The organism is Streptomyces sp. NPDC005791, from assembly GCF_042871485.1.
In the GTDB taxonomy this organism is placed as follows: Bacteria; Actinomycetota; Actinomycetes; order Streptomycetales; family Streptomycetaceae; genus Streptomyces.
Map to the genome: position 1 here is coordinate 186,556 of NZ_JBIAIP010000006.1, position 26,141 is coordinate 212,696.

Consider the following 26,141-nt stretch of genomic DNA (forward strand, 5'->3'; position numbering starts at 1 on the left):
CGTGCGCCGCATCCCCGGCGGCCTCCGTCGACGCCTGCCGCCCGGGCACATGTGAAGGCGATGGCACGGCTCGGTCCCGGGCGCCGACCCGCCCCGTACAAACTCCGCAGGCAGGCAGCCATACTGGACGGGCCGGGGAGGGCGCAGCAGCAGGAGCGGGCAGCGAAGCGACGGGGGCGACAACAGGCGATGGCGGACACCAGGCTGATTCAGAGCCGCTACCGGTTGCTCGATCTGATCGGGCGCGGAGGCATGGGCGAGGTGTGGCGTGCGCGCGACGAATCGCTGGGCCGCCAGGTGGCCGTCAAGTGCCTGAAACCGATGGGGCCGCAGCAGGACCAGGCCTTCACTCGCGTTCTGCGTGAACGCTTCCGCCGCGAGGCGCGGGTGGCCGCAGCGCTCCAGCACCGCGGAGTCACCGTCGTCCACGACTTCGGGGAGTCGGACGGTGTCCTGTACCTCGTCATGGAGCTCCTGGAAGGCCGCAACCTGAGCCAGCTGCTGGAGGACAACAAGCAGCACCCGTTGCCGGTGGCCGACGTCGTCGACATCGCGGAGCAGGTCGCGGACGCCCTCGGCTACACCCATCAGCAGGGCATCGTGCACCGTGACCTCAAGCCCGCGAACATCATGCGGCTCGACGACGGGGCCGTGAAGCTCTGCGACTTCGGCATAGCGAGGCTCGGCCACGACATCGGCTTCACCTCCCGCCTCACCGGCACCGGCATCGCCATGGGCACCCCGCACTACATGTCGCCCGAGCAGATCAGCGGCGGGGAGGTGGACCACCGCAGCGATCTCTACTCCCTGGGCTGCGTGCTGTACGAGATCGCCACGGGCGTACCACCGTTCGACATGGACGATGCCTGGGCGGTGCTCGTAGGACACCGCGACACGGCTCCCGAGCCCCTGCGCACCCACCGCGCCGAGCTTCCGGGGTTCTTCGACAAGGTCGTCCTGGACCTGCTGGCCAAGAAGCCCGGCGAGCGCCCGGCCGACGCCGGCGCCCTGCGACAGCGCATCGCACTCGGCCGCACCGGTGAGCAGCCGGAGGCCGGACGGATCCGGCTCGCCCCGCCCGTCCCGGTCCAGCACCCTGCCGGCGCCGGGCAACTTCCTTCCTGGACGAGCAACATGACCACAGGGCACAAGGCGACCGGTACGACGACGTTCACCGGTACGGCCGCCATCGACCACGCCACCGCGCTGACCGGCGCATGGACCACCGGGACCGGCCACGTTCCCACCGGCGGCTTCCCGTCCGCGGACCTGGTCCGCCCCACGCCGTCACCCGAGCTGCTCGCCACCCTGGCCGGCCGCCACAGCGCCGGACTCAACCTGGGACGCCTGGGCCACTGGGAGGAGGCGGGCGACGTACACCGCGCGGTGGCCGCCGAACGCGAACACGCGCTCGGCCCGGACCACCCCGACACCCTCGCCAGCAGATACGAGGTCGGTTTCACCCTCAGCCGCACCGGACGCGTCGCGGACGCGCTGCGCGAGTTCGGTCGGGTCGCCGACGGACGGCAACGCACCTTGGGACCCGATCACCCCGAGACCCTCGCGGCGCGGCAGGAGACGGCGTACGTCCTCGGCCAGCTGGGTCGCCACTTCGAAGCCCATCAGGTCTACGCCGCGGTGCTCGCCTCGCGGGAGCGCTCCATGGGACCGGACCACCCCGACACCCTGCGCTGCCGTCACAACCTCGCTTTCAACCTCAGCAGACTGGGCCGGCTGGAGGACTCGTACCGCATGGCCCGCGAGGTGGCGGACGCGCGTGGCCGCCTGCTCGGCGCCACACACCCGGACACCCTCGTCACGCTCTACGAAGTGGCGTACACACTCGGCCGGCTGGACCGCTGGACCGAAGCCCTGCAGACCTACCGCGACGTGGCGCAGGCCCGCGCCGCCGTGCTCGGCGCCGACCACCCGGACACGCTGTCCGCGCGCTACGAGGCGGGCATCAGCCTCGGCAGGCTCGGCCGCAGCGCCGAAGCGCTGGAGCTCTACCGCGCCCTGGTCGAGGACCGCACCAGGGTCGGCGGCCCCGCTGACCCCGAGACGCTGCGCGCCCGGCACGGACTCGGCGTCAACCTGGGGCGGATGGCGCGATGGGAGGAGGCGCTCGCCGAGTCACGGGAGGTCTGCGCGATCCGGGAACGCACTCTGGGGCCCGATCACCCCGACACGCTCGTCAGCCGCCGCGAGGTGGCCGTCGGCCTGGGCTGGCTCGGCCGCTGGGCCGACGCGCTCACCGACTACCGCACGGTCGCCGAGACCCGCGAACGCGTCCTGGGCGCCGAGCACCCCGACACCCTCGCGAGCCGCAACGACGAGGCCCACTGCCTGGAACAGCTCGGCCGCAGCACGGAGGCGGTGGATCTCTACCGGCGGGCCGCCGCCCTGCGCCGGCAGCGGGGGATACCGCCGCACTGACCGCCAGGCCGGGCAGCCCCGTCCGCGGTGGAGGTCCGCAGCAGCGCGATCTCCGCTCCGTGGTGCAACAACTCCTGGCCGCCACGGTGTCCAGGAAGGGATGTTCCGGGTCGCTGCCGTACGGGTGGGTGCTGTACCCGTCCGCCATGGGCCGCCCCCTGTCCACCGGTGATCTTCCCGTGTTACGAAGGGGCATGCCCGCAGACGAGACGTCATCACCCGGCACCCCCACGCACCCCGCGTACGACGCGGTGATCGTCGGCGGTGGCCACAACGGCCTGGTCGCCGCCGCCTACCTCGCCCGCGCAGGACAGTCCGTACTCGTCCTGGAACGCCTCGGCACCACGGGAGGCGCGGCCGTGTCGACCCGGCCCTTCGAGGGGGTCGACGCCCGGCTCTCCCGCTACTCCTACCTCGTCTCGCTCCTCCCGCGGAAGATCGTCCGCGAGCTCGGGCTCGACTTCGCCGTACGCAAGCGCACCGTCTCCTCGTACACCCCGGTGGTGCGCGGCGGCCGGCCCACCGGGCTGCTCGTCGGCGGTGACGGAACCCGGGAGTCCTTCGCCGCGCTCACCGGCGACGGGCGGGATTACGAGGCCTGGCGGCGTTTCTACGGGATGACGGGCCGGGTCGCCGAGCGGGTGTTCCCGACCCTCACCGAGCCCCTGCCGGCCCGCGAGGAATTGCGGGCCCGCGTCGACGACGCGGATGCCTGGCGCATGCTGTTCGACGAGCCCATCGGCGTCGCCGTCGAGGAGCACTTCACCGACGACCTCGTCCGCGGAGTCGTGCTCACCGACGCACTGATCGGTACCTTCGCCGACGCCCATGACCCGTCCCTGCTCCAGAACCGCTGCTTCCTCTACCACGTCATCGGCAACTCCACGGGGGACTGGGACGTCCCGGTCGGTGGCATGGGCGCGCTCACCGACGCCCTGGCGGAGGCGGCCCGGGCCGTGGGAGCCGAGATCCGCGTGCTGCACGAAGCGACCCGCGTCGAGACCGACGGCACCCGCGCCGAGGTGACGGTCCGCTCACCCGACGGGGAACACGTCATCGGCGCGCGCCGCGTCCTGGTCAACGCCTCGCCGCAGGCGCTGGCCGCACTCCTCGGGGAGGATCCGCCCGCACCGGCCGAGGGAGCCCAGCTGAAGGTGAACATGCTGCTCACCCGACTGCCGAGGTTGCGTGACCACTCCGTCGACCCGCACCGGGCCTTCGCCGGGACGTTCCACATCGCCGAGGGGTACGGGCAACTGGCCGCCGCCTACCGCGAGGCGGCGGCCGGACGCCTGCCCGGCGCCCCGCCGTCCGAGATCTACTGCCACTCGCTGACCGACCCGTCGATTCTCGGCCCCGAGCTCGCCGCCCGCGGCTACCAGACCCTCACCCTGTTCGGACTGCACACCCCCGCCCGGCTCTTCGCGGCCGACAACGAGGCGACGCGCACCGCCCTGCTCGACGCCACCCTGGCCGAACTCGACGCCCATCTCGAGGAGCCGATCGCCGAATGCCTGGCTCTCGACGCCGACGGCAGACCGTGCATCGAGGCGAAGACACCCCTCGACCTGGAACGCGACCTGAGGCTGCCCGGGGGCCACATCTTCCACCGGGACCTCTCCTTCCCGTACGCCACCGAGAAGACGGGCCGCTGGGGCGTGGAGACCGACCGTGCCAACGTCCTGCTCTGCGGGGCGGGCGCGGTGCGCGGCGGTGGGGTCAGCGGGGTACCCGGCCACAACGCCGCCATGGCGGCGCTCGGCCGGTGACGTCCCCGCCCGCCCGGTCGGTCGACCGGACAGGGCATGGTGCTCAGGACGCGGTGCAGGTGCCGACGACGGGCTCCGTCGTGTTGCCGTTCGTCGTGACGGTGAAGCCGAAGCTCGTCGAGGCGCCGGCCGCCGGTGTGCCGTTCCAGGCGGGCCTGACCGTCAGCACGTCGCCCGAAGTGGCGGGTGTGCCGTTCCATGTCGCGGTCCGCGTGTACGTGGCCGTGCAGGAGCCGGTGCCGCCGTCACCGCCTCCGCTCGGGGAAGTGAGGGAGAGTACGCGCTCCGTGCGACCTCGCGTCAGCGCAGTTCTTGTGGGACCGGTTCCGGATGCGTCTCGGGAAATCGAGCTCGGTCATGACCGAGACATGCGCATGCCTCATGTCGAAAGTTTCGGACCGCTTCGAATCCGCGAATACGCCCAAAGGCTTCGGACGGCACCGTAGAACGAAGGAGCGCGGACCCGGCCGGCGAACACGGGTGCGGGCACGGACCGGCAGACCGGCTGGTCCGGGCCCGCACCCTGGGCCCGCGCTCGTCGCCGCGCCGCGTGCGGCCTCAGCCGCCGACGAGCGAGAGACCGAGCACGACACCCGCGGACACGGTCACCTTGCCGGGTGTCAGGTCGCCTTCCCCGCCACCGCTGTGCTTGCTGCTGTGACTGCGGTAACTCGGCAACGGTTCCGCGTCCACGTCCTTGATGTGGATGACGGGCCCGAGCTGCGCGCCCGCCGCCTCCGCGTACAGGGCGGCCTTCTCCCGTGCCGCGGCCACGGCCGCAGTGCGCGCACGGGCGCGCAGTTCCCTCTTCGTCCGTACGTCGAACTCGACGGCATCGACCTCGTTGGCCCCGGCGTCGACGACGTCGATGAGCACGGTCTCCAGAAGGTCCAGCTCACGCAGTTCGATCACGAATGAGGCGGTGCACTCGTAACCGAGGAACGTGCGCTCATCGCCGTAGCTCCACTGCGACGACAGGTTCAGCCGCGAGGTGGACACGGCGGTCTCCGGCACCTCGTGCCCGCGCAGGACCTCCCGGATCCGGTTCACCCCGCTGCGTGTCGCGGCGAATGCCTCGCCCGGCGTGTTCTCGGTCTGCGATATGGCGACGCGGAGGCGTGCCAGGTCGGGTGCGGCGTCCACGCTCGCCGCTCCGAACACCGAAACGCCCCACGGGGTGTCTATGGACTGGTTTCCATTCATGCTGATCATCCAATCAGCCGGACGCCTTCAGTCGGAGGAAACGGTCCACCCCGTCGCCTCGATGCGCCCGGCGTCGCCGGGCCTGCCCCCGTCGAAGAGGACCCCGTCGCCGTCCTGGACCCGGATCTCGTCCACATAGACACCGCGCCCGACGTACAGCTGGTCGGTGACGTACCGCCAGCGAAGTCTCACTTCCGCGCCCCGCCAGGCATCGAGTTCCGCCTCCAGCCGGTGCCAGACACGCCCCGACCAGCCGGAGACCGCACCGTCCGGATGCCGCCGCGACTCCCGGGGCTCGTCCCCCCGGGCCGGTACGGTGGTGAACGGCACCGGCTGCCAGGTGGCCCCGGAGTCCGACGTAGCCTCCAGGCGGAGGATGTCCGAAGCGGGCTCGGTGTCCCACCACAAGGCGCACCTCAGCACCGGGCGCGAGGAGACAGGACGCAGCGTGGGCAGCGCCAGTGTCGCGGCCGCGGCACCCGCCATGCCGGAGAACCAGGCGGTACGGCCCCGGGCCGGGCGCACGGGCACCGCGCGTGCCATCCGGTTGGCCGCCGCGACCCTCGGGGCGCTGCCCGAACGCCAGGTGCGTACCGGATGGACGGAATTGCCAAGGACGATCAGGAACGAGTCCGTCGTCGGATCGAGGACCAGACTCGTGCCGGTGAAACCCGTGTGGCCCGCCGTGCGCGGAGTGGCCATCGCCCCCATGTACCAATGCTGGTAGAGCTCGAAACCGAGACCGTGCTCATCGCCGGGAAACGCGGTGTTGAAATCGGTGAACAGCAGCTCCACGGACTGCTCGGACAGGATTCGGGACCGGCCGTAGATCCCCCCGTTGAGCAACGTCCGGGCCAGCACGGCCAGATCCCAGGCGCACGAGAAGACGCCCGCATGGCCGGCGACCCCGCCCAGGCTGTAGGCGTTCTCGTCATGGACCTCGCCCTGAAGGAGCCCTCGGTCCAGCCCTGACCAGGGCGGCCGGGCGTCCTCGGTGGCCGCGATATTCGGCTTCCAGGAGGCAGGAGGGTTGTACCGGGTGCGGTGCATGCCGAGCGGGGCGGTGATGTCCTCGCGCAGCAGGACGTCTTGGGTTCGTCCGGTGATCTTCTCCAGGATCAGCTGCAGCGAGATCAGATTGAGGTCGGAGTAGAGGTACTTCGTACCGGGAGCCGAGGCCGGAACCTCGTTCCAGAGCAGGCGAAGTTTCCCCTCACGGGTCGGCTCCTTGTAGAGCGGGATCCACGACCGGAAGCCGGACGTGTGCGTCAGCAGCTGGCGGACAGTGATGCCCTCCTTGCCGCCACCGGCGAAATCGGGGAGGTAGGACGCGGCCGTGGCCTCGAGTTCCAGTGCGCCCCGTTCGATCTGCTGCACGGCCAGGATCGACGTGAACAGCTTGGACACCGACGCCAGGTCGAAGACCGTGTCCTCGGCCATCGCGATCTGCTGGTCCGCGGGGAGTTCCACCCCGGTGTCGGTCGTCTCGTCGTACGCCGCATAGCGCACCGCGTGGCCGATCGGCCGGTGCAGAGCCACGGTGCCGCCCCGGCCGGCGAGCAGGACCGCGCCCGCGTACCAGGGGTGCGCGGGGGAGTCGGTGAGGTACTTCTCCGCGTCGGCGACGAGCAGGTCAAGTTGGGCCGGGAGCAGCCCGGCACGTGCGGCCGTCCCCCGACGCAGTGTCGTTCCGCCCCGCCCTGATCCCATACCCGTCCCCGATGCCGCGCCGCTCTGCGGCCCCATGCCCGGCTCGGCACCGGCCGCCGCTCCCGCCGACCCGGCGAAGGGAATCGGAGCGAGGGCGAACGCTCCGCCCAGCGCCAGTATCCCGCCGCTCATCCTTCGGCGGCTCATTCCCCGTCCCGACACGTCTCCGGCCATCCGGAATCCCTTCCCCTCATGTCGAAAACCCGCGTGCGAAAGTAACTTTCGAAATCATGTGCGGTGATGAAACTTCCTGCCGACGCAGAGGTTACTGTCACCGCCGCCTGTGGGACCCTCGTGGGAGCGGTATGTGACGTACTGCCCGCCGATTCGGCGGGCCCTGCCGAGGTGACAACCGGGGCGGGGCCGACCCGGGTGTCCCGGACTCTTGACCCCCGGCGACCCGCCACTCAGGATCACGCCATGACAGGTGTACGCAGCAGCACAGTGGACGGCGTCCTGACGCGCAGCGCACGGCGCACCCCCGGGCGCATCGCCGTGCGGTACGCCGAGCGGTCCTGGACCTACGCCGCACTGGACGAGGCGGTCGGCACGGCGGCCGCGGTGCTGACCTCCGCCCACGGGCTGCGCCCCGGTGACCGGGTGGCGTCCTACGCCCATAATTCGGACGCGTACCTGATCGCCTATCTGGCCTGCGCCAGAGCCGGGCTGGTCCATGTGCCGGTCAACCAGAACCTCACCGGCGAGGATCTGGCGTACATCCTCCGTCAGTCCGGCAGCACGCTCGTCCTCACCGACCCCGGTCTCAGCCCGCGCGTCCCGGCCGGCCGTGATGTACGGCCGCTGCGCGACGCGCCGGGCTCCCTCCTCGCTGAGCTGGACACCCCACGTACCTTCGTCCCCGTACGCGAGCCCGGCGCCGACGACCTGGTCCAGCTGCTCTACACCTCCGGCACGACCGCCCAGCCCAAGGGCGCGATGATGACGCACGGTGCGCTGGTCCATGAGTACGTCAGCGCTGTCACCGCACTCGACCTGCGCGCCACCGACCGCCCGGTGCATTCGCTGCCCCTCTACCACTCCGCGCAGATGCACGTGTTCCTGCTGCCTTACCTCGCGGTGGGCGCCGAGAACACCATCATCGACGCCCCGGACGCCGGCCGGATCTTCGATCTGGTCGAGGCGGGCCAGGCGGACAGCCTCTTCGCGCCGCCGACCGTCTGGATCGGGCTCGCCAACCATCCGGAGTTCGCCACCCGCGAGCTCGGGGCACTGCGCAAGGCGTACTACGGCGCGTCGGTCATGCCGGTGCCCGTCCTGCAACGGCTGCGTGAGCGGTTGCCGGACCTGGCGTTCTTCAACTGCTTCGGCCAGAGCGAGATCGGCCCCCTCGCCACCGTCCTCGGTCCCGACGAGCACGAAGGGCGGATGGATTCGTGCGGGCGGCCGGTGCTCTTCGTCGAGGCGAAAGTGGTCGACGAGCAGGGCGAGGAGGTACCCGACGGCACGGCGGGCGAAGTGGTCTACCGCTCCCCTCAGCTCTGTCAGGGCTACTGGGACGAACCGGAGGAGAGTGCGGAGGCCTTCCGTGACGGCTGGTTCCATTCCGGCGATCTCGCCGTGCGTGACACCGAGGGCTATTTCACGGTGGTCGACCGGGTGAAGGACGTCATCAACTCGGGAGGCGTACTCGTCGCCTCCCGCCAGGTCGAGGACGCCCTCTACACCCACCCGGCCGTGGCCGAGACAGCGGTGGTGGGACTGCCGGACGAACGGTGGATCGAGGCCGTCACCGCGATCGTGGTGCTCCGCGGGGAGGCGACGGAAGCCGAACTGATCGCGCACGTCCGCGAGGAACTCGCCCACTTCAAGGCGCCGAAGAAGGTCCTGTTCGTCGGCGAACTGCCACGTAACGCCAGCGGCAAGATTCTGAAGAGGGAGTTGCGGGACACGTACTCCTGAGCATCGCCGCACTCCGGGAGTCCGCCGGCTCGACGATGGCGGCCACGACCGCACCGGCGCGCCGACACGGCACTGCCGGCCTCCCGGCCGACGACTCGCGTCTCAGTCCGTCGCCTCCCTCAGGTCGATGATCCGCTTGATCTTGCCGACCGACCGTTCCAGCGTCTCCGGATCGACGATCTCGACCTCGACGCTCACACCGACCCCGTCCTTCACGGCGGCCGCGATGGACAGCGCGGCCGCCTCGCGCTCCGCCGTCGTCGCACCGGCCCGCGCCTCCGCCCGCACGGTCAGTGCGTCCAGCCGCCCCTGCCGGGTCAGCCGCAGCTGGAAGTGCGGGGCCACCCCCGGGGTCCGCAGCACGATCTCCTCGATCTGTGTGGGGAAGAGATTCACCCCGCGCAGGATCACCATGTCGTCACTGCGACCCGTGACTTTCTCCATCCGGCGGAAGACGCGCGCCGTACCCGGCAGCAGCCGGGTCAGGTCACGGGTCCGGTAGCGGATCACCGGCATGGCCTCCTTGGTGAGCGAGGTGAAGACCAGTTCGCCCTCCTCCCCGTCCGGCAGGACCTCACCGGTGAAGGGGTCGACGACCTCCGGATAGAAGTGGTCCTCCCAGATGTGCAGCCCGTCCTTCGTCTCGACGCACTCCTGCGCCACACCTGGACCCATCACCTCCGACAGCCCGTATATGTCGACGGCGTCGATGGCGAACCGTTCCTCGATCTCGACGCGCATCTGCTCGGTCCACGGCTCGGCGCCGAAGATGCCGACCTTCAGCGACGTCGAACGGGGATCCACTCCCTGGCGCTCGAACTCGTCCAGCAGGGTCAACATGTACGACGGTGTGATCATGATGATCTCGGGCCGGAAATCCTGGATCAGCCGCACCTGGCGCGCCGTCATGCCGCCGGACGCCGGGACGACGGTGCAGCCCAGGCGCTCAGCCCCGTAATGCGCTCCGAGCCCTCCGGTGAACAGCCCGTAGCCGTAGGCCACATGGGCCTTCTGGCCCGGGCGTCCGCCGGCCGCCCTGATCGACCGGGCGACCACGTCGGCCCAGGTGTCAAGGTCGCCCTCGGTGTACCCGACCACCGTGGGCCGGCCGGTCGTTCCGCTGGACGCGTGGATCCGCCGCACCCGGTCCTCGGGAACGGCGAACATCCCGAACGGGTAGTTGTCACGCAGATCGGCCTTGACGGTGAACGGGAAGCGGGCGAGATCGGCGAGCGTACGGCAGTCCCCGGGGTGCAGTCCCGCCCCGTCGAAGGCCGCACGGTAGAACCCGACGTTCTCGTAGGCGTGCCGCAGCGTGGCCCGGAGGCGCTCCAGCTGCAGCGCCTCTAGCTCGTCGCGGCCGAGCCGCTCGCCGGCGTCCAGCAGCGCGGTCATACGGATCATCCCCTCACCGACCGACGACCGACCATTCGGTCGCCTCCTGGGAGCAGTAATTCAGGAGGCGGGGGGTCCTGGCAAGGGCCGAGGCGCCGCCTGTGGACAACTCCCGCTCAGAAGCCCAGCTCGGTGAGTCCGGGGTGGTGGTCCGGCCGCCGTCCGAGGGGCCAGTGGAGCCGGCGGTCGCCCTCCGCGATCGGCAGGTCGTTGATGGACGCGTGGCGCACCCGCATGAGCCCGTCCCTGTCGAATTCCCAGTTCTCGTTGCCGAAGGAGCGATACCAGCGGCCTCCGTCGTCGTGCCACTCGTAGGCGAAACGCACGGCGATCCGGCTGCCGTCGTGCACCCACAGTTCCTTGACGAGGCGGTAGTCGAGTTCCCGGGCCCACTTGCGCCTCAGGAAGCCGATGATCTCCGCCCTGCCCGTCACCCACTCGGCGCGGTTGCGCCAGCGGGAGTCCGGTGTGTACGCGAGTGCGACCTTCTCCGGGTCCCGGCTGTTCCAGCCGTCCTCGGCCCGGCGGACCTTCGCTGCCGCGGACTCCCGGGTGAAAGGCGGTGCGAGTGGCTGAGCGTCCATGGCGGGCTCCCGTCGCATGCGGAGAACATACGTTCTCCGTCCGGACGCCGTAGCGTAGGAGAACGTACGTTCTCGCGCAAGGCGGCAAGGGGAATCAGGGTGGATCTCGCACAGGCACGGACCGCGGCACTGGAAGCCGCCGAAGACCTCTTCTACGCCCGTGGCATCCAGGCCGTCGGGATGGACGAGATCCGCACCGCGTCAGGTGTCCCGCTCAAGCGCCTGTACGCCCTCTTCCCCTCCAAGTCCGCACTGGTCCGCGCATGCCTCGAGGCCCGGGACACCCGGTGGCGCGCGGAACTCGCCGCCTACGTGGACAACCGCCAGGGCTCCCCGCAGGACCGGGTCCTCGCGGTCTTCGACTGGCTGCACGTGTGGTTCTCCGAGCCGGGCTTCCGCGGCTGCGCCTTCATCAACAGCTTCGGTGAACTCGGAGCGACGGACGCCGCCGTCGCCGGCATCGCACGCCGGCACACGGACGCCTTCAGGGCCTACGTCACCGGCCTGGTGGTGGCCGCGGGTGGGTCGCAGGAGTCAGCCCTCGCGCACGTCCTGCTCGCCGAAGGTGCGATCGTCACCGCGGCCGTCTCCGGGACGCCTGAGCCCGCCCGCCAGGCAGAGAGGGCGGCCGCCCGGCTCCTGGCAGACGCACCCGTCACCTGATGCGCTGTGGGCGTACGCGTTCGCATCGGACCACCCGCCCTGTTTGGATGGCAGCCATGCCGCTCTTCGACACGTACGACGGAACCGAACTCGCCTACCACCTGGTGGGCGAGGGCGAACCCCTGATCTGCCTGCCCGGTGGCCCCATGCGGGCCGCCCGTTACTTCGGCGACCTCGGCGGTCTGTCCCGCACACGGCGACTGGTGCTCTTCGATCTGCGGGGCACCGGAGACTCCGCCGTCCCCCAGGACCCGTCGACGTACCGCATCGACCGGCTCGTCGACGACGTCGAGGCGCTCCGTGCACACCTCGGGCTCGAACAGGCCGATGTGCTGGGCCACTCCGCCTCCGGCGAACTCGCGGCGATCTACGCGGCGAAGTACCCGCAGCGACTGCGCTCCCTCACTCTCATCACACCCGGCACCGGCACCCTGGGCCTGCCCGCCACCGACCAGGACCGGCGCGACGCAGCCGAGCTGCGCGCCCACGAACCGTGGTACGCCGAGGCCAGGGCCGCACTGGAGGAGATCCAGGCAGGGCGTGCCACGCCCGAGGCCTGGGCCGGAATCCGGCCCTTCATGTACGGGCGCTGGGACGCGGCGGCACAGGCGCACGCCGCCGCCTCCCCCGGGCAGCGGAACGCCGAGGCAGGTTCGCTCTACTACCCGGAGAGCGGCCTCGACACCGACGCCACAGTCGCCGCACTGCGGGAGCTGCCTGTCCCCGTGCTCGTCCTCGCGGGGGAGTACGACGGCGGCCCCAGCCCCGACCGAGCCGCGGAACTCGCCGCGCTCTTCCCTCAGGCGGACTTCGCCGTCCAGCGAGGCGCCGGCCACTTTCCGTGGATGGACGACCCCGGTGCCTTCACCCGCACCGTCGCCGCCTTCCTCGACCCCGACGTCAGCAGCGTGCAGGCAGGCGGGATCCGGCTCGCATACCGCACCTGGGGCGACCCTGCGGCCCCGCCCGTCGTCCTCGCCCACGGGCGGGGCGGGAGCAGCCTTGACTGGACCGGCATCGCCGAGCAACTCGCGTCCCGGCACCGGGTGTACGCACTCGACTTCCGGGGCCACGGCCTCAGCGACTGGCCGGGCCGCTACTCCTTCGAGTTCTTCCGTGACGACCTGCACGCCTTCCTGGAGGCCCGCAATCTCTCCGGTGCAACGGTGGTCGGGCACTCCATGGGCGGCGCCGCAGCCCTGCTGCTCGCCGAGCGGTACCCGGCGCTGGTCGGGACACTGGTCATCGAGGATGCCCCGCCCCTGCTCCCGCTCGACCCACCCCGCGCGCCGGCCGAGCAGCCGTCGGAAGAACTCGGCTACGACTGGCAGGTCGTCCCGTCCATCGACGCCCAGCTGAACGCCCCGGACCCGGCCGCCCGGGAGCTCCTGGGCGAGATCACCGCCCCGGTGCTCGTCGTCGGAGGCGCCCGCAGCCACATCGACCAGAAGCAACTGGTCTGGATGGCAAGGCAGATACCCGCAGGGCAGTTCACCTCCGTCGACGCGGGCCACCTGGTGCACGCCGACAACCCTCAGGGGTTCCTCGCCGCCCTCAGGTCGTTCGGGGTCGGCTGACGGGCCCCCAAGTCCCAGGGCCCGTCCGCCGTACCCGGCGCGTCAGTCTCGGTGGAGCAGAGTCAACATGACCTCGTACAGGGTCGCTTCAGGGTCCGGGGCCGCCCCCACGGAACGCCAGGCGACGAATCCGTCGGGGCGCACGAGAGCGGCACCTTCGGCGGACGTGCCGTGGGCGGCGGCCCAGTCGGCCCCGTTCTCGGGCGCCAGGTCCGCACCCGGGGCGGGACCGATCCCGTAAGCGTCCAGGGGGACCGCCAGACGCTTCGCCACCTGCTCCGCCGCCGCACGCCAGTCCGGATACCGGGCGTCGCACAGCAGCACGAACGACTTCTCGTAGAGATCCAGGGTGGACACGCGCCTGCCGTCGCGCTCGAGCCACAAGTGGGGTGCCCGCGTGCCGGGTTCGCCCGTCAGTCCCATGCCCTCGGGCACCACCGGAAGACCGGGATCGACGCCCAGGACAGAACCCCGCACATAGCGGTAGCCGAGTGCGACCGTGAGCATGCCGCCCTTGCGTCCGCCGCCAGGGCCGGGCGATCCGGCGTACCCCGGGTGGCTGTGCTCCCCCGAACGGGCCGACGCACGCGCGCTCGTAGCCTTCGCCACCGGCAGCCGTTCCTCCTCGTACGTCCGCAGAAGCCCCGGCCCCGCCGCCTCGCCGAGCACGGCAGCCAGCTTCCACGCCAGGTTGTGCGCGTCCTGGATACCGGTGTTGGAGCCGAACGCCCCGGTGGGCGACATCTCGTGTGCCGCATCACCGGCGAGGAAGACCCGGCCGGATCCGTACCGTTCGGCCACCCGCTCGGCCGCGTGCCACGGGGCCTTGCCGGTGATCTCGATGTCCAGGTCCGACGCACCGACCGCCCTGCGGATGTGCTCCGCGCACCGTTCGTCGGTGAAGTCCTCCAGTGTCTCGCCCAGGTCGGGCTGCCACGGCGCGTGGAACACCCACCGCTCCACGTTGTCCACGGGCAGCAGCGCCCCGTCCGCCTCCGGATTGGTCAGATAGCAGACGATGAAGCGTCGGTCGCCCACCACGGAGGCGAGCTGCCGGGAGCGGAACGTGATGCTCACGTTGTGGAAGAGATCACCCGGCCCCGACTGGCCGATGCCCAGCTGCTCCCTGACCGGGCTGCGGGGCCCGTCGGCGGCGACGAGATAGTCCGCGCGCACGGTGGTGTGCTCCCCGGTCTCCCGGTCCTTCACCACGGCGGTGACCCCGTCCGCGTCCTGCTCGAAGGTGAGCAGCTCGGTGGAGAAGCGCAGCTCGCTGCCCTGTGCCCGGGCATGCGCGACCAGCACCGGCTCCAGGTCGTTCTGGCTGCACAGGCACCAGCCGCTCGGGCTGAACCGTGCGAGCCCGCCGCCCGGGTCGATCTCCTTGAACAGCCACTCCTGGTCGTCGCCGGTCAGCGACCGGGCCTGAAGAATGCCGTGATTGTCCGCCAGCACGGATGCGGCGTCCCTGATCAGCTGCTCCGCACCCGCGGCACGGAACAGCTCCATCGTGCGGACGTTGTTCCCGCGTCCCCGCGGGTGGGTCGAAGTGCTGCCGTGTTTCTCCACCAGCAGGTGGCGGACGCCGAGCCGGCTCAGGAAGAGGGAGGCGGACAGGCCCACCAGGGAGCCTCCCACCACGAGGACCGGTACGCGGAGGTCGACGTTCTCGTTCATCAGTTGCTCCAGCTCGGACGCGTGACGGATGCAGTGTCCATGCCCCGCAGGAGGACTTCGGCCGGGTTTCGGCCGACACCTCACCTGAACGGTTCATAAATCTCGCGCCACCGGTACCGCCGTTCCACGATCAGTCGCGGGAGCGATGCTCGCGGAGCGGGGACGGACGTCACGTGCGGGCGGGCAGGGATCTGCGCCGCTTCCACCGAAACCGACGGATGACGAGGGGCCACGGGACGTGGCCGCCGCACCGTCTCGAAGGAGAGCGAAAGATGACAACCCTCTCGGAACGGATATCTCAGTCCGCCTTCGACGGTTCGAGGCTCCGGGTCATACTGCTGCTGGACCTGCACGACGGCGCCCAGAACCAGTTCCTCGAGGCGTACGAGCACATGCGAAACCAGGTGGCCTCCATCCCCGGCCACATCAGCGACCAGCTGTGCCAGTCCATCGAGAACCCCTCGCAGTGGCTGATCACCAGTGAGTGGGAGAGCGCGCCGCCCTTCCTCGCCTGGGTGAACAGCGAGGAGCACGTGGCGACGGTGCAGCCGCTGCACAGCTGTGTACGCGACACGCGATCCCTTCGCTTCAGCGTTCTGCGCGAGACCGGGGCCGCGTTCGAGAACACCCCCGAGCCTGTCAAGGGCCGCCTCCAGGCAGCCCCCCGCCTGGGTGACGGCGTCGTGCGTCACGCCCTCACCTTCACGGTGAAGCCGGGCACGGAGGAAAGGGTCGCCAAGATCCTCGCCGACTACGACTCCCCGCAGGCGCGCGTCGACGAGAACACCCGGCTGCGCCGCACCTCGCTCTTCATGCACGGCAACCGTGTCGTGCGGGCGGTCGAGGTCGAAGGCGACCTCATGGCAGCCCTGCGCCACGTCTCCCGCCAGCCCGAGGTCAGGGCCGTGGAGGAGGCCATCAACCCGTATCTGGAGCAGGACCGCGACCTCGGCGACCCCGACTCCGCCCGGATGTTCTTCACCCGGGCCGCACTCCCGACCGTCCACCACGTGACGGCCGGCCGTCACGCCCCCGAGGACGTCCAGCGGCACTCGCTGTTCTACCAGGCCAAGGAAGGCTGCGGCATGGCACTGGCCAGGCTGCTCGCCGGTCAGGACGAAGAAGCGGCGAACGACGCGTCCAGCCGCATCGAGAGCAGCACGATCTTCCAGCGCGACGACATCGTGGTGCGGCTTCTCGAAGTGAGCGGCCCACTCGACGCACAGCCCGCCCGGGCACTCGGCATCGACGGTGACCGAAAGGCGGCCACGCTGGGCCGTCTGCTCGACGGCGGTGCGAACGGCATGCCGACGACCGACCAGGAGGCCGCGCGCTTCCTCGCGCAGGCCGAGATGAACCTGATCACCGACCGTCGGGCCACCGAGTCCTGACGCGTCACCGGCAGCAGGGCCGGTCCCTGCTGCCGCCACACAACGTGCCTGGAGGAGAACAGCCATGACCACCCACCGGCCTCGCATCGTGGACCTCAGCGAGACTCAGCCCAACCGCAGGCGCGGGGGCGACCTGCGCGCCATGCTCACACCCACGGCGGTGGGCGCCACCAGCGGCTTCATGGGGCTGGCCATCGTCGCCCCCGGTGACCGCATCGGCGAGCACTACCACCCGTACTCCGAGGAATTCGTGTACGTCGTGGACGGACTCCTCGAGGTGGACCTGGACGGCGAAGCGCACGCGATGCGACCCGACCAAGGCCTGCTCATCCCGCCGCACGTCCGGCACCGCTTCCGCAACGTGGGCGACGTGGAGGCCCGCATGGTCTTCCACCTCGGTCCGCTCGCCCCGCGCCCCGAGCTCGGGCACGTGGACACCGAGGTCACGGAGACGGCGGACCCCAGTGACGGCTACGCGCCGCCAGAACGAACGGGGGCGGCCTCATGACCCGGCGGCGCGTGGCCGTCACCGGGGTGGGCGTCGTCGCACCTGGTGGCATCGGCGCCCCGGCGTTCTGGGACCTGCTCGCCAACGGCCGTACGGCGACCCGCGGCATCACGCTGTTCGACCCGGCACAGTTCCGTTCGCGCATCGCCGCCGAGTGCGACTTCGACCCGGTCGCCCACGGCCTGGACGCGGACCTGATCGCCCGCTCGGACCGGTACATCCAGTTCGCCCTGGTGGCGGCGAGGGAAGCACTGGGCGATGCCGGACTCGACCTCGAGAGGGAGGACCCCTGGCGTATGGGGGTGTCCCTCGGGACCGCGGTCGGCGGCACCACCCGTCTGGAGCACGACTACGTAGCGGTCAGCGGCAGCGGTGCGCGCTGGGACGTCGACCACCGGCCGGCGGGCGCCCACCTGGAGAGGGCGTTCGCGCCCAGCACCCTCGCCTCCGCGGTCGCGGAGGAGGTCGGCGCGCACGGGCCCGTTCAGACGGTCTCCACAGGCTGCACCTCCGGCCTCGACGCGATCGGGTACGCCTTCCACTCGGTCGAGGAGGGGCGGGTCGACATCTGTGTCGCCGGAGCGTCCGACACGCCGATCACCCCCATTACGGTGGCCTGCTTCGACGCGATCAAGGCGACCTCGGCGAACAACGACGACCCGGAGCACGCCTCCCGGCCGTTCGACGCACGCCGGGACGGTTTCGTCATGGGCGAGGGCGGTGCCGTCCTCATCCTGGAGGAACTGGAGCACGCCCGCGCCCGCGGCGCGACCGTCTACTGCGAGATATCCGGTTACGCCACCTTCGGCAACGCCTACCACATGACCGGACTGACCAGCGAGGGAGTGGAGATGGCCGAGGCCATCAACATCGCTCTCGCGCACGCACGCCTCGACGGATCGCAGGTCGACTACGTCAACGCGCACGGCTCGGGCACCAAGCAGAACGACCGGCACGAGACGGCAGCGGTGAAACGGGCCCTGGGCGCGCACGCGTACAAGGTGCCGATGAGCTCGATCAAGTCGATGGTCGGCCATTCCCTCGGCGCCATCGGCGCCATCGAGATCGCCGCCTGTGTCCTGGCCCTCAAGCACCAGACGGTGCCACCGACGGCCAACTACGAGACCGCGGACCCCGAGTGCGATCTCGACTACGTACCCCGCACCGCCCGGCCCCTCAAGCTGCGCAGCGTGCTCTCGGTCGGCAGCGGCTTCGGCGGGTTCCAGTCCGCCGTCGCCATGACCCGATCAGGCGGGAGGACCCCATGAACACCCCGGCAACCCCGGCACGCCGCAGTTCCGTCATCACGGGAATCGGTGTCGTCGCTCCCAACGGGATCGGCGCCGGTGCTTTCTGGAAGCAGACCCAGGAGGGTGCCAGCGTCCTCGACCTCGTCTCCCGTGCGGGTTGTGAGAACCTCCCGCTGCGGGTCGCGGGCGAGGTCAGGGACTTCGACCCCGTCGCGTACATCGAGGAGCGCTTCCTCGTCCAGACCGACCGGTTCACGCACTACGCGATGGCCGCCGCCGATCTCGCCCTGGACGACGCGCGGCTCGGACGCGCGGACTACGAAGACGCGCCCTTCAAGGTGGGCGTGGTCACCGCCGCCGGATCCGGCGGCGGTGAATTCGGCCAGCGCGAGCTGCAGCGGCTGTGGGGTGAGGGCTCCCGCTTCGTCGGCCCCTACCAGTCCATCGCCTGGTTCTACGCTGCCAGCACCGGTCAGATCTCGATCCGGGGCGGCTTCAAGGGGCCGTGCGCCGTCGTGGCCAGTGACGAAGCCGGCGGCCTGGACGCGCTGATGCACGCCGGGCGTTCCATCCGGCGGGGCACGGACGCCGTCGTCGTCGGCGCGGCCGAGGCCCCGCTCGCCCCGTATTCGGTCGTCTGCCAGCTCGGCTACGAAGACCTCAGCCTCTGCGACGACCCCACCCGCGCCTACCGGCCCTTCACCGCGGGCGCCTGCGGATTCGCGCCGGCCGAGGGTGGCGCGATGCTGGTGGTCGAGGAGGAGACGGCCGCCCGCGACCGAGGCGCACGCGTCCGGGCGGAACTGGCCGGCCACGCCGCCACTTTCACCGGCGCGGCCCGGTGGGACGATTCCCGCGCGGGGCTGGCCCGGGCGATCGAAGGGGCGCTCCGCGAGGCGGACTGTGCACCGCAGGAGATCGACGTCGTCTTCGCGGACGCGATGGGCGTGCCCTCCGCGGACCGGGCCGAGGCCCTGGCCATCGTCGACGCCCTGGGCACGCACGGACGTCGCGTCCCGGTGACCGCGCCCAAAACCGGAACGGGCCGCGCCTACTGCGGCGCACCGGTGCTCGACACCGCCGCCGCAGTGCTGGCCATGGAGCACGGCCTGATCCCGCCGACGCCCAACGTCTTCGAGGTGTGCCACGACCTGGACGTGGTCACCGGACGCGCGCGCCCCGCCGAACTGCGTACCGCGCTCGTACTGAGCCGCGGGCTGATGGGCTCGAACTCGGCCCTGGTACTGCGCCGCCCCACCGACCCCCCGCTGTGAGAAGGAGTAGTCCCTCATGACCGCTCAGCTGACGTACGAAGAACTGGCCACGCTGATGAAGAACGGCGCCGGCCTGACGGTCGACCCGTCGGAGATGGCGAGCCGCCCCGGCTCCGCCTTCGACGAGTACGGCCTGGACTCGCTCGGCCTGCTCGGCATCGTGGCCGCGCTGGAGAACCGGTACGGCCACCCGCTGCCCGTGGACGCCGACCGGTGCAAGACGCCCGGCGAGTTCCTCGACCTCGTCAACAACACCCTCGTGACAGGAGCCTGACGTGCCCGGACACACCGAGAACGAGATCACCATCGCCGCCCCCCTGGACCTCGTCTGGGACATGACGAACGACCTCGAGAACTGGCCGCAGCTGTTCAGCGAGTACGCGGCCGTCGAGGTGATCGAACGTGAGGGGCAGAAGACGACCTTCCGGCTCACCATGCACCCCGACGACAACGGCAAGGTCTGGAGCTGGGTCTCCGAGCGCACCACGGACCGTCAGGGACGCAACGTACGCGCCCGGCGGGTCGAGCCCGGCCCGTTCCAGCACATGGACATCCGGTGGGAGTACTCGGAGGTTCCGGGCGGCACACGCATGCACTGGCGTCAGGACTTCGCGATGCGCCCCGACGCACCGGTCGACGACGCGTGGATGACCGACAACATCAACCGCAACTCGCGCGTCCAGCTCGAACTCATCCGCGACAAGATCGAGCAGCGCGACCGGGATCGCCGCTCTGCCTCGGTCCCCGCCAGCTGACGCGCGGAAAGGCAGCCGGATGCATCACGCACTGATCGTCGCCCGGATGGCGCCCGAATCCGCACCGGACATCGCGAAGCTCTTCGAGGCGTCCGACAGGACCGAACTGCCCCACCTCGTCGGCGTCAACAGGCGCACCCTGTTCCAGTTCGGCGATGTGTATCTGCACCTGATCGAATCCGACCGCCCCCCGGGACCGGAGATCGCCAAGGTGACGGAGCACCCGGAGTTCAAGGCCGTCAGCGAGCAGCTGACCGCCTTCGTGAGCCCTTACGACCCGCAGACCTGGCGCGGTCCGAAGGACGCGATGGCGCAGCAGTTCTACCGCTGGCAGCGCGACGGCTCCGCATGACCCACGAACGATCGCCCCGGGTCCGGCACCTGAGTGCCGGACCCGGGGCGACTCCGTGCGCCGGGGCCGCGTGCTACGGCACGAAGCACTCGAAGGCGTGCAGGTACGCGTTGACGGGGTGGACACCGTCGACCCGCAGGCCCGCGGCGGACAGCCGTCCGACCAGACTCTCCCGGGTGTGCTTCGCGCCACCGACGTTGAGCAGGAGCAGCAGGTCCATGGCGGTGGTGAACCGCATCGACGGGGTGTCGTCGACGAGGTTCTCGATGACCACCACACGAGCGCCCGGACGGGCCGCGGCGACCACGTTGTCGAGGGTCCTGCGCGTACTCTCGTCGTCCCATTCGAGGATGTTCTTGATGACGTACAGATCCACCTCGAACGGGATGTCCTTACGGCAGTCCCCGGGCACGATCCGCACCCGGTCCGCGAGCCTGCCGCCTTCCCGCAGCCGCGCGTCCGCACGCGCCACGACACCCGGCAGGTCCAGGAGGGTGCCGTGGACCGAGGGGTGCTTCTCCAGCAGGCTCGCGAGTACGTGCCCCTGACCGCCGCCGATGTCGGCGACCGAGGACACCCCGGTGAGGTCCAGGAGGTCCGCGACGTCCTGCGCGGACTGCACACTGGAGGAGGTCATGGCCCGGTTGAACACCTGGGCGGACTCACCCGCGTCCTGGTGGAGGTATTCGAAGAAGCCCTTGCCGAACGTCTCCGGGAAGACGCTCGTGCCGGAGCGCACCGCGTCGTCGAGCCGCGGCCAGACTTCCCAGGTCCACGGCTCCGTGCACCACAGGGAGATGTACCGCAGGCTGTTCGGGTCGTCCTCGCGCAGCAGTCTGGACATCTCCGTGTGGACGAACTTCCCGTCCGCCGTCTCGCTGAAGATCCCGTAGCAGCACAGCGCGCGCAGCAGCCGCCGCAGGGGTGCGGGCTCGGCGTCCACGACCAGGGCGAGCTCCGGGGCCGATGCCGGCGTCTCGCCCAGCGCGTCGGCGACACCCAGCCTGGCCGCCGCGCGAACGGCGGCCGCGCAGGCCGCCCCGAACGCGAGCTCCCGCAGCCGCATGGACGGCGGCGGGGTAGGGGCGGCGTCAGCGTTCGACGCGGCGGGAGGGGGCGTGACGGGAGCGGTGTCGGGGGTGGGACTCACGATGGTCATACGGTCTCCTTCCTGCTGGTACGGAGGTGTGCCGTCATCCGGCACACATCCCGGCCGGGACGGACGTCCCGCACGTGTTGCTGACGAAGCTGTTGCCGGTGCCCGCGGTGTCGCGGTTGGCGAGGTCGGCCGGCTTGTTCCCGTGCACGAGGTTCTCGCTGATGGTGTTGTCGGTGTTCAGCGCCCCCACGAAGCTCTTGAACAGCAGGATGCCGCCGGAGAGCGGGGTGGAGCCGACGTTGTCCCGGACGACGTTGGAACGCACGGTCGTGGCCTGGCTGCCGGTGAGGACGATGCCGGACCCCTGGATCGCGGACAGACGAGGGGTCGCCGGACAGAACTTGTTGTTCTCGACGATCCGGTTGCCGCTGATCGTCATCGCCCCGGCCGCCGGCTTGGACTCGTCACCCACGACGAACACGCCGCTGCAGTTGCCGGTCAGGTTGTTGCCGTCGATCACGAGGTTGCGGACCCGGCGGGCGGTGACGCCGATGCGGTTGCCGCTCATGGAGTTGTCCACGATCAGGGTCCCGCCGGTGTCCATCGCACCGCCCTCCTCGGTGACCGAGTTGGCGACGAAGACGCCCGCGTCGCCGTTGCCGGTCGCGGTGTTGTGCCGGAAGTCGCCGCGGGTGGACCGTTCCTGCGCGATGCCCCAGGTGCCGTTCCCCCGGGCGGCCACCCTGTGCACGGAGAGCCCGTCCGTCCAGGACGCCCAGATGCCGCTCTTGGCGAAGCCGGAGACGGTCAGGGAACGGATGTGGACATCCTCGACGGTGCGGCCCTTCGTCCCGACGACACAGATGCCGTTCCCGCCCGTGGCGCAGGCGTTGGTGGCCTTGGCCCCCTTCGCGGCCGGTGGTGTGATCACCGTCCGCTTGCCGGTTCCGCGCAGGGTGAGGCCGGGCCTGGTGATCAGAACGCTCTCGCGGTACGTCCCCGGCAGCACGACGACGGTGTCTCCGGGCTTCGCGGAGTCCACCGCACTCTGGATCGATTCGCCCGGGCGCACCACATGATCACTGTCGCCGGACGCGACGGAGGGAACGGCCGCGAGGCCCAGGGCCGTGGCCGTGGCGACGGTGATGCCCGCCAGGCATTTCATGTGTCCTTTTCTCATGAGCCGAAGCTATGGGCGATCAACCGCAGGTGCCACGCAAGGTGAGCGTATGGATACATGGCGTGCCCGAATGGCTTACTCCCCACCGCACGCATGACCTCCGCACAGCCGTAGCGTGGCCCCCATGACGGCTGAGCGTGATCTTCGAACACTGCTGCGCGGCATGCGACCGGAGCTGAGGCCCGGCCGCTACGTCTGGACGACCGTGCCCGGCGACGAGCTGCCCACCGGTGTCACCCCGGTGGTCACCGTCTCCGAGCGGGAGGGGCTGACCCTCGTCGTCGCCGAGGCACAGGCGGCGTCTGCAGGACTGACGTACCAGTTCACGGCCGGCTGGATCACGCTCCGTGTGCATTCCGCGCTGGACGCCGTCGGACTGACCGCGGCGGTTTCCCTGGCACTCACGGATGCCGGGATCAGCTGCAACGTGGTTGCCGGATTCCACCACGACCATCTGTTCGTGCCGTATGCGCGTGCGACCGAGGCCGTCCGGGTACTCGAAGCGCTGGCCGCGGAGTCCGCGTAGGAGTGCCCGGCTCCGCAACGTGAGCCGGGACACGTAACATGGCCCCATGTCCTTCCTCCGCCGCCGTAGCGCCGCCACACCCGCGGGCCCGGACTTCGACGTCCTGGCCATGGACCCGGGAGACTGGCCCGGCAACCTCGGCGCCGGTCTGCTCCCCGCTCCCGACGGGAGCTGCCAGGGGGTGTTCCTGCGCTACGACCTGTTCGGCGGACGCGGCCCCGCGATGATCATCGGAAATCTGCCGGAGGGCTCCCCGGCCCGCGAGACCGAGGAGGGCCAGGTCCCCTTCGAGGTCGCCCAGCTGCTCCTCGCCCTCGAGAACGACGAGCCGGTCGAGGTGACCGGCACCGAGGACGTGCCCGTCATGCAGGGCGACAGCCTGTTGGTCGTGCGCCGTATCAAGCTCTCCGAGAGCCGGATCTCCTGCGTCCAGTTCGACCGGAGCGACGGCGTACTCGTCACCATCGCCAGCTGGGACCGGCCGATCACCGACGATCTGTACGCCCTGCTGAAGCCACTGCCCGCAGAGCTGTTCCAGCAGGGCTGAAAGATCCCCCCCTCGTCAGCAGCCGTGCGACCCGCGCCGCCGACGTCCCGAACCCCGTGGGCCCGCTGATGTGCCACGGGGTTCCGGTGCCCCGCCGCAGATCCTCCTCGCGATAGCGCCGGCAGTCCCGGTGCCAGATCAGAATGCCCGCCAGCCAGTGCTGGAGCTCCACCACGTAGCCGGCCAGAATGTCCCGCGCCTCCGCGCCCAGATCGAAGTCGTCGTACAGAACCGGCAGTTCCTGCTCGGCTACGTGCTGGAACTGCCGCATCCGTGAATTCATCAGGTCGTGCACGATCGCGACCCCCGTCGGATAGTCCACCCCGAAGAAGTTCTGCACGACCAGGACGCCGTTGTGCACCTCACCCTCGTACTCGATCTCCTTCTGGTACGAGAAAAGGTCGTTGAGCAGGCACGCGTAGTCCGCCGCGGCGTTCTCCAGGGACCGCATCGGGCCGCTGCGGTAGACGGCGTCCGGCACCTTCCTGCCGTGACCCAGCCGGCACAGGCTCATCGTCAGGTCCGAGCCGAACGTGGCCCGCCGCATCTCCATGTAGTCCACCGGATCGGGGATCCGGTTCTGCGCCTGGTTCGCCAGCTCCCAGAGCCAGCTCGCCGTCATCGACTCCACCGCCTCGCGGAAGGTCCGTCGGGCGTCGTCGTCCATCGGCCCCGCCGTCCGCCGCCACAGATCGGCCAGCGCCCGCTCCAGAGCGTTGACGGGCTCGGGAACGGACGCTCCGTCCAACGGCATGAACAGCGACAGCCGCTCGTTGGCCAGCCGCGCCCCGGTCAGATCACGGGTCCGGCCGTGTACCACCGGGAACCAGTCGTCGCCGTACGTACCCCAGGTCAGCCACCCCGAGGACAGATCGAGCTCGTCCGGCGTCGCGTCGGGATGCAGCCCCGCCGCGCAGAGTGGCAGATCGGTCGCGACGAGCCGCTCCTCGTCCCAGATGTGCGAACCCGGCACGCCCGGCTGCGCCTCCAGAAGCCCCATCCGGCGCGACCACTCCACGATCCGGCCGCGCGCCCCGTCCAGATGCGGGCTCAACGTCGTGCTGAACGGCATCTCGAAGTCGGGCAGCAGGGACGGGCCGACGTGTTGGTACGGCACATGGGTGTGGCTGCGCCTGCGGAACGATTCGGAGCGGGGGGTGAAACGGAGTGATGCGGCAGCCATACCGAATCCGGGCCGCACGCTCTCACCCGCGCCACCGCCGTTCATGTAGCGGCTGGACCGCATGTGCCACTCATGACCGCCGGACTGCCAGTCCTGGAGCCCTTTCACGTACGCGAGGACAGCGACCGTCTCGTCGGCGCTCAGCCCTTTCTCCGCGCACAGCGGACCGAGTTCGGTGAGGGCGGTGTTCTCGAACTGCTGCAGACGGGAGGTCAGCAGATCGTTGACCGCCTCCGCCGCCTCCTGCGTCGAGCAACCCAGGAACCTCTCCAGGACCAGTACGCCGTTGCTGTTCTCGCCCTCTTCCTCGACCTCGCGCTGGTACGAGAACAGATCGTTGCGCAGATGCACGCCGTCGGAGAACGCGTCCCTCAGCACTCGCAGCGCGCGCGAACCAGCCACGGCGTCGGGCACCTCGGCGTTCGCCGCGTACTCCACCAGACCCGCTGACCAGGGTGCCCCGCCCACCTTGCGGCGCATCTCGATGTACTCGACAGGGTTGGCGATCCGTCCCTCGTTGATGTTCGAGAGCTCCCACAGGGATTCGTTGAGCAGATTCTCCGTCGCCTCGGCGAACCGGGTCCGCCAGGCATCGGACATGCCCGGAACGGTCCGGGTCCAGAGGTCGGCCAGCCCTGCTTCCACCGGATTGGCCGGCTCCGGCGTCGCCGCACCCCGCTCCATGGGCATGAAGGCGGGCAGCCGGTCCAGATACCGCTTCCCGCCCTCACGGTCCGGAGTGCGTTTGAACAGTTCGAGGAAGTGGTCGTCGAAGAAGAAGACCCACACATACCAGTCGGTGACCAAGGACAAGGCCTCTGCCGTGCAGTCGGGATGAGTGTAGGAGCAGAGCAGCGCGTAGTCGTGGGATTCGAGATCCTTCTCCTCCCAGATCCCGGAGCCCTCCAGCATCCCCATTCCGCGCGCCCATGTCCGGGTGTGGCTCCGGGCCGACTCCAGATGAGGATTGAGACGCGCCGGGTACGGCACGTAGAAGTCCGGCAGTGAGAAGGGCTGTGCCATGTGCGTCCGGCCTTTCCGAAATCTGACTCCGCGCGGTGCACGCGGACCGGTCCTGTCCGCGCCAGAGCTACCCCTCGGCCATCCGGGGCACGCACAGCGCGGAATAGTCACACAAACGC

General features: G+C 70.3%; 22 protein-coding genes and 1 pseudogene. 14 read left to right on the forward strand and 9 right to left on the reverse strand.

From position 1 onward, the window contains the following. Positions 1 to 189: 189 nt before the first annotated feature. Positions 190 to 2,436, forward strand: a complete 2,247-nt coding sequence (locus ACFYSH_RS14280) for a serine/threonine-protein kinase (RefSeq protein ID WP_359468601.1) — start codon at positions 190 to 192, stop codon at positions 2,434 to 2,436. Positions 2,437 to 2,630: 194 nt separating this feature from the next. Further along, positions 2,631 to 4,205 (forward strand): NAD(P)/FAD-dependent oxidoreductase, encoded by a 1,575-nt coding sequence (locus ACFYSH_RS14285; protein ID WP_359468605.1) that lies wholly within the window; start codon positions 2,631 to 2,633, stop codon positions 4,203 to 4,205. Positions 4,206 to 4,248: 43 nt separating this feature from the next. Here ACFYSH_RS14285 and ACFYSH_RS14290 read toward each other — a convergent pair. The 3 genes and pseudogenes from ACFYSH_RS14290 to ACFYSH_RS14300 form a co-directional block, all read right to left on the reverse strand. Then, positions 4,249 to 4,467, reverse strand: a pseudogene (locus tag ACFYSH_RS14290) (cellulose binding domain-containing protein); the annotation flags it as partial. Between the two features lie 296 nt (positions 4,468 to 4,763). Further along, complete coding sequence (locus tag ACFYSH_RS14295; RefSeq protein WP_359468608.1) at positions 4,764 to 5,408, reverse strand: SIMPL domain-containing protein; 645 nt, start codon at positions 5,406 to 5,408, stop codon at positions 4,764 to 4,766. A gap of 27 nt (positions 5,409 to 5,435) precedes the next feature. Then, entirely contained in the window at positions 5,436 to 7,292 is a 1,857-nt protein-coding gene (locus tag ACFYSH_RS14300; RefSeq protein ID WP_359468611.1) for a serine hydrolase, read from the reverse strand. 246 nt (positions 7,293 to 7,538) lie between these two features. Here ACFYSH_RS14300 and ACFYSH_RS14305 point away from each other — a divergent pair, with 246 nt between their 5' ends. Then, positions 7,539 to 9,038, forward strand: coding sequence for an acyl-CoA synthetase (locus ACFYSH_RS14305; RefSeq protein WP_359468614.1), 1,500 nt, complete (start codon positions 7,539 to 7,541; stop codon positions 9,036 to 9,038). A gap of 102 nt (positions 9,039 to 9,140) precedes the next feature. On the opposite strand, the gene paaK is transcribed toward ACFYSH_RS14305, so the two are convergent. Then, positions 9,141 to 10,433: a phenylacetate--CoA ligase PaaK gene (gene paaK / locus ACFYSH_RS14310; protein WP_359468617.1), complete on the reverse strand. Its 1,293-nt coding sequence runs from the start codon at positions 10,431 to 10,433 to the stop codon at positions 9,141 to 9,143. Between the two features lie 116 nt (positions 10,434 to 10,549). Next, on the reverse strand, positions 10,550 to 11,017 hold the full coding sequence (locus ACFYSH_RS14315) for a nuclear transport factor 2 family protein (protein ID WP_359468620.1): 468 nt from the start codon (positions 11,015 to 11,017) through the stop codon (positions 10,550 to 10,552). Between the two features lie 99 nt (positions 11,018 to 11,116). On the opposite strand from ACFYSH_RS14315, the gene ACFYSH_RS14320 reads away from it, so the two are divergent. Continuing rightward, entirely contained in the window at positions 11,117 to 11,680 is a 564-nt protein-coding gene (locus ACFYSH_RS14320; protein WP_359468622.1) for a TetR family transcriptional regulator, read from the forward strand. Between the two features lie 56 nt (positions 11,681 to 11,736). Next, positions 11,737 to 13,257 (forward strand): alpha/beta fold hydrolase, encoded by a 1,521-nt coding sequence (locus ACFYSH_RS14325; RefSeq protein ID WP_388752790.1) that lies wholly within the window; start codon positions 11,737 to 11,739, stop codon positions 13,255 to 13,257. A gap of 42 nt (positions 13,258 to 13,299) precedes the next feature. Here ACFYSH_RS14325 and ACFYSH_RS14330 read toward each other — a convergent pair whose 3' ends face one another. Beyond that, positions 13,300 to 14,934 (reverse strand): FAD-dependent monooxygenase, encoded by a 1,635-nt coding sequence (locus tag ACFYSH_RS14330; protein WP_359468627.1) that lies wholly within the window; start codon positions 14,932 to 14,934, stop codon positions 13,300 to 13,302. 272 nt (positions 14,935 to 15,206) lie between these two features. Here ACFYSH_RS14330 and ACFYSH_RS14335 point away from each other — a divergent pair, with 272 nt between their 5' ends. The 7 genes from ACFYSH_RS14335 to ACFYSH_RS14365 all read left to right on the forward strand — a co-directional run bounded on the left by ACFYSH_RS14335 (position 15,207) and on the right by ACFYSH_RS14365 (position 20,464). Next, complete coding sequence (locus ACFYSH_RS14335) at positions 15,207 to 16,325, forward strand: TcmI family type II polyketide cyclase (protein ID WP_359468629.1); 1,119 nt, start codon at positions 15,207 to 15,209, stop codon at positions 16,323 to 16,325. A gap of 64 nt (positions 16,326 to 16,389) precedes the next feature. After that, on the forward strand, positions 16,390 to 16,833 hold the full coding sequence (locus tag ACFYSH_RS14340; protein ID WP_359468632.1) for a cupin domain-containing protein: 444 nt from the start codon (positions 16,390 to 16,392) through the stop codon (positions 16,831 to 16,833). After that, on the forward strand, positions 16,830 to 18,101 hold the full coding sequence (locus ACFYSH_RS14345; RefSeq protein ID WP_359468635.1) for a beta-ketoacyl-[acyl-carrier-protein] synthase family protein: 1,272 nt from the start codon (positions 16,830 to 16,832) through the stop codon (positions 18,099 to 18,101). Before ACFYSH_RS14340 ends, ACFYSH_RS14345 begins: the two co-directional genes overlap by 4 nt. Beyond that, a complete protein-coding gene (locus tag ACFYSH_RS14350) occupies positions 18,098 to 19,357 on the forward strand; it encodes a ketosynthase chain-length factor (RefSeq protein ID WP_388752563.1) in 1,260 nt (419 codons plus the stop codon). The genes ACFYSH_RS14345 and ACFYSH_RS14350 overlap by 4 nt, the downstream gene beginning before the upstream one ends. Before the next feature lie 16 nt (positions 19,358 to 19,373). After that, on the forward strand, positions 19,374 to 19,631 hold the full coding sequence (locus tag ACFYSH_RS14355) for an acyl carrier protein (RefSeq protein ID WP_359468640.1): 258 nt from the start codon (positions 19,374 to 19,376) through the stop codon (positions 19,629 to 19,631). A 1-nt stretch (position 19,632) separates the two neighbouring features. Continuing rightward, positions 19,633 to 20,112, forward strand: a complete 480-nt coding sequence (locus tag ACFYSH_RS14360; RefSeq protein ID WP_388752566.1) for an SRPBCC family protein — start codon at positions 19,633 to 19,635, stop codon at positions 20,110 to 20,112. 19 nt (positions 20,113 to 20,131) lie between these two features. After that, positions 20,132 to 20,464 carry a TcmI family type II polyketide cyclase gene (locus ACFYSH_RS14365; protein ID WP_359468644.1) on the forward strand — a complete coding sequence of 111 codons (333 nt, stop codon included), beginning with the start codon at positions 20,132 to 20,134 and terminating at the stop codon, positions 20,462 to 20,464. Positions 20,465 to 20,537: 73 nt separating this feature from the next. On the opposite strand, the gene ACFYSH_RS14370 is transcribed toward ACFYSH_RS14365, so the two are convergent. After that, complete coding sequence (locus tag ACFYSH_RS14370; protein WP_388752569.1) at positions 20,538 to 21,623, reverse strand: methyltransferase; 1,086 nt, start codon at positions 21,621 to 21,623, stop codon at positions 20,538 to 20,540. Between the two features lie 34 nt (positions 21,624 to 21,657). After that, complete coding sequence (locus ACFYSH_RS14375; RefSeq protein ID WP_359468650.1) at positions 21,658 to 22,743, reverse strand: right-handed parallel beta-helix repeat-containing protein; 1,086 nt, start codon at positions 22,741 to 22,743, stop codon at positions 21,658 to 21,660. Positions 22,744 to 22,867: 124 nt separating this feature from the next. Here ACFYSH_RS14375 and ACFYSH_RS14380 point away from each other — a divergent pair, with 124 nt between their 5' ends. Both ACFYSH_RS14380 and ACFYSH_RS14385 read left to right on the forward strand, forming a co-directional pair. Further along, positions 22,868 to 23,269 (forward strand): ACT domain-containing protein, encoded by a 402-nt coding sequence (locus tag ACFYSH_RS14380; RefSeq protein WP_359468653.1) that lies wholly within the window; start codon positions 22,868 to 22,870, stop codon positions 23,267 to 23,269. A gap of 46 nt (positions 23,270 to 23,315) precedes the next feature. Then, positions 23,316 to 23,816 carry a hypothetical protein gene (locus ACFYSH_RS14385; RefSeq protein ID WP_359468655.1) on the forward strand — a complete coding sequence of 167 codons (501 nt, stop codon included), beginning with the start codon at positions 23,316 to 23,318 and terminating at the stop codon, positions 23,814 to 23,816. Here the strand turns inward: ACFYSH_RS14385 and ACFYSH_RS14390 are convergent. Further along, on the reverse strand, positions 23,755 to 26,022 hold the full coding sequence (locus ACFYSH_RS14390; protein WP_359468658.1) for a terpene synthase family protein: 2,268 nt from the start codon (positions 26,020 to 26,022) through the stop codon (positions 23,755 to 23,757). The two genes, ACFYSH_RS14385 and ACFYSH_RS14390, sit on opposite strands and share 62 nt — an antisense overlap. Positions 26,023 to 26,141 lie beyond the last annotated feature (119 nt).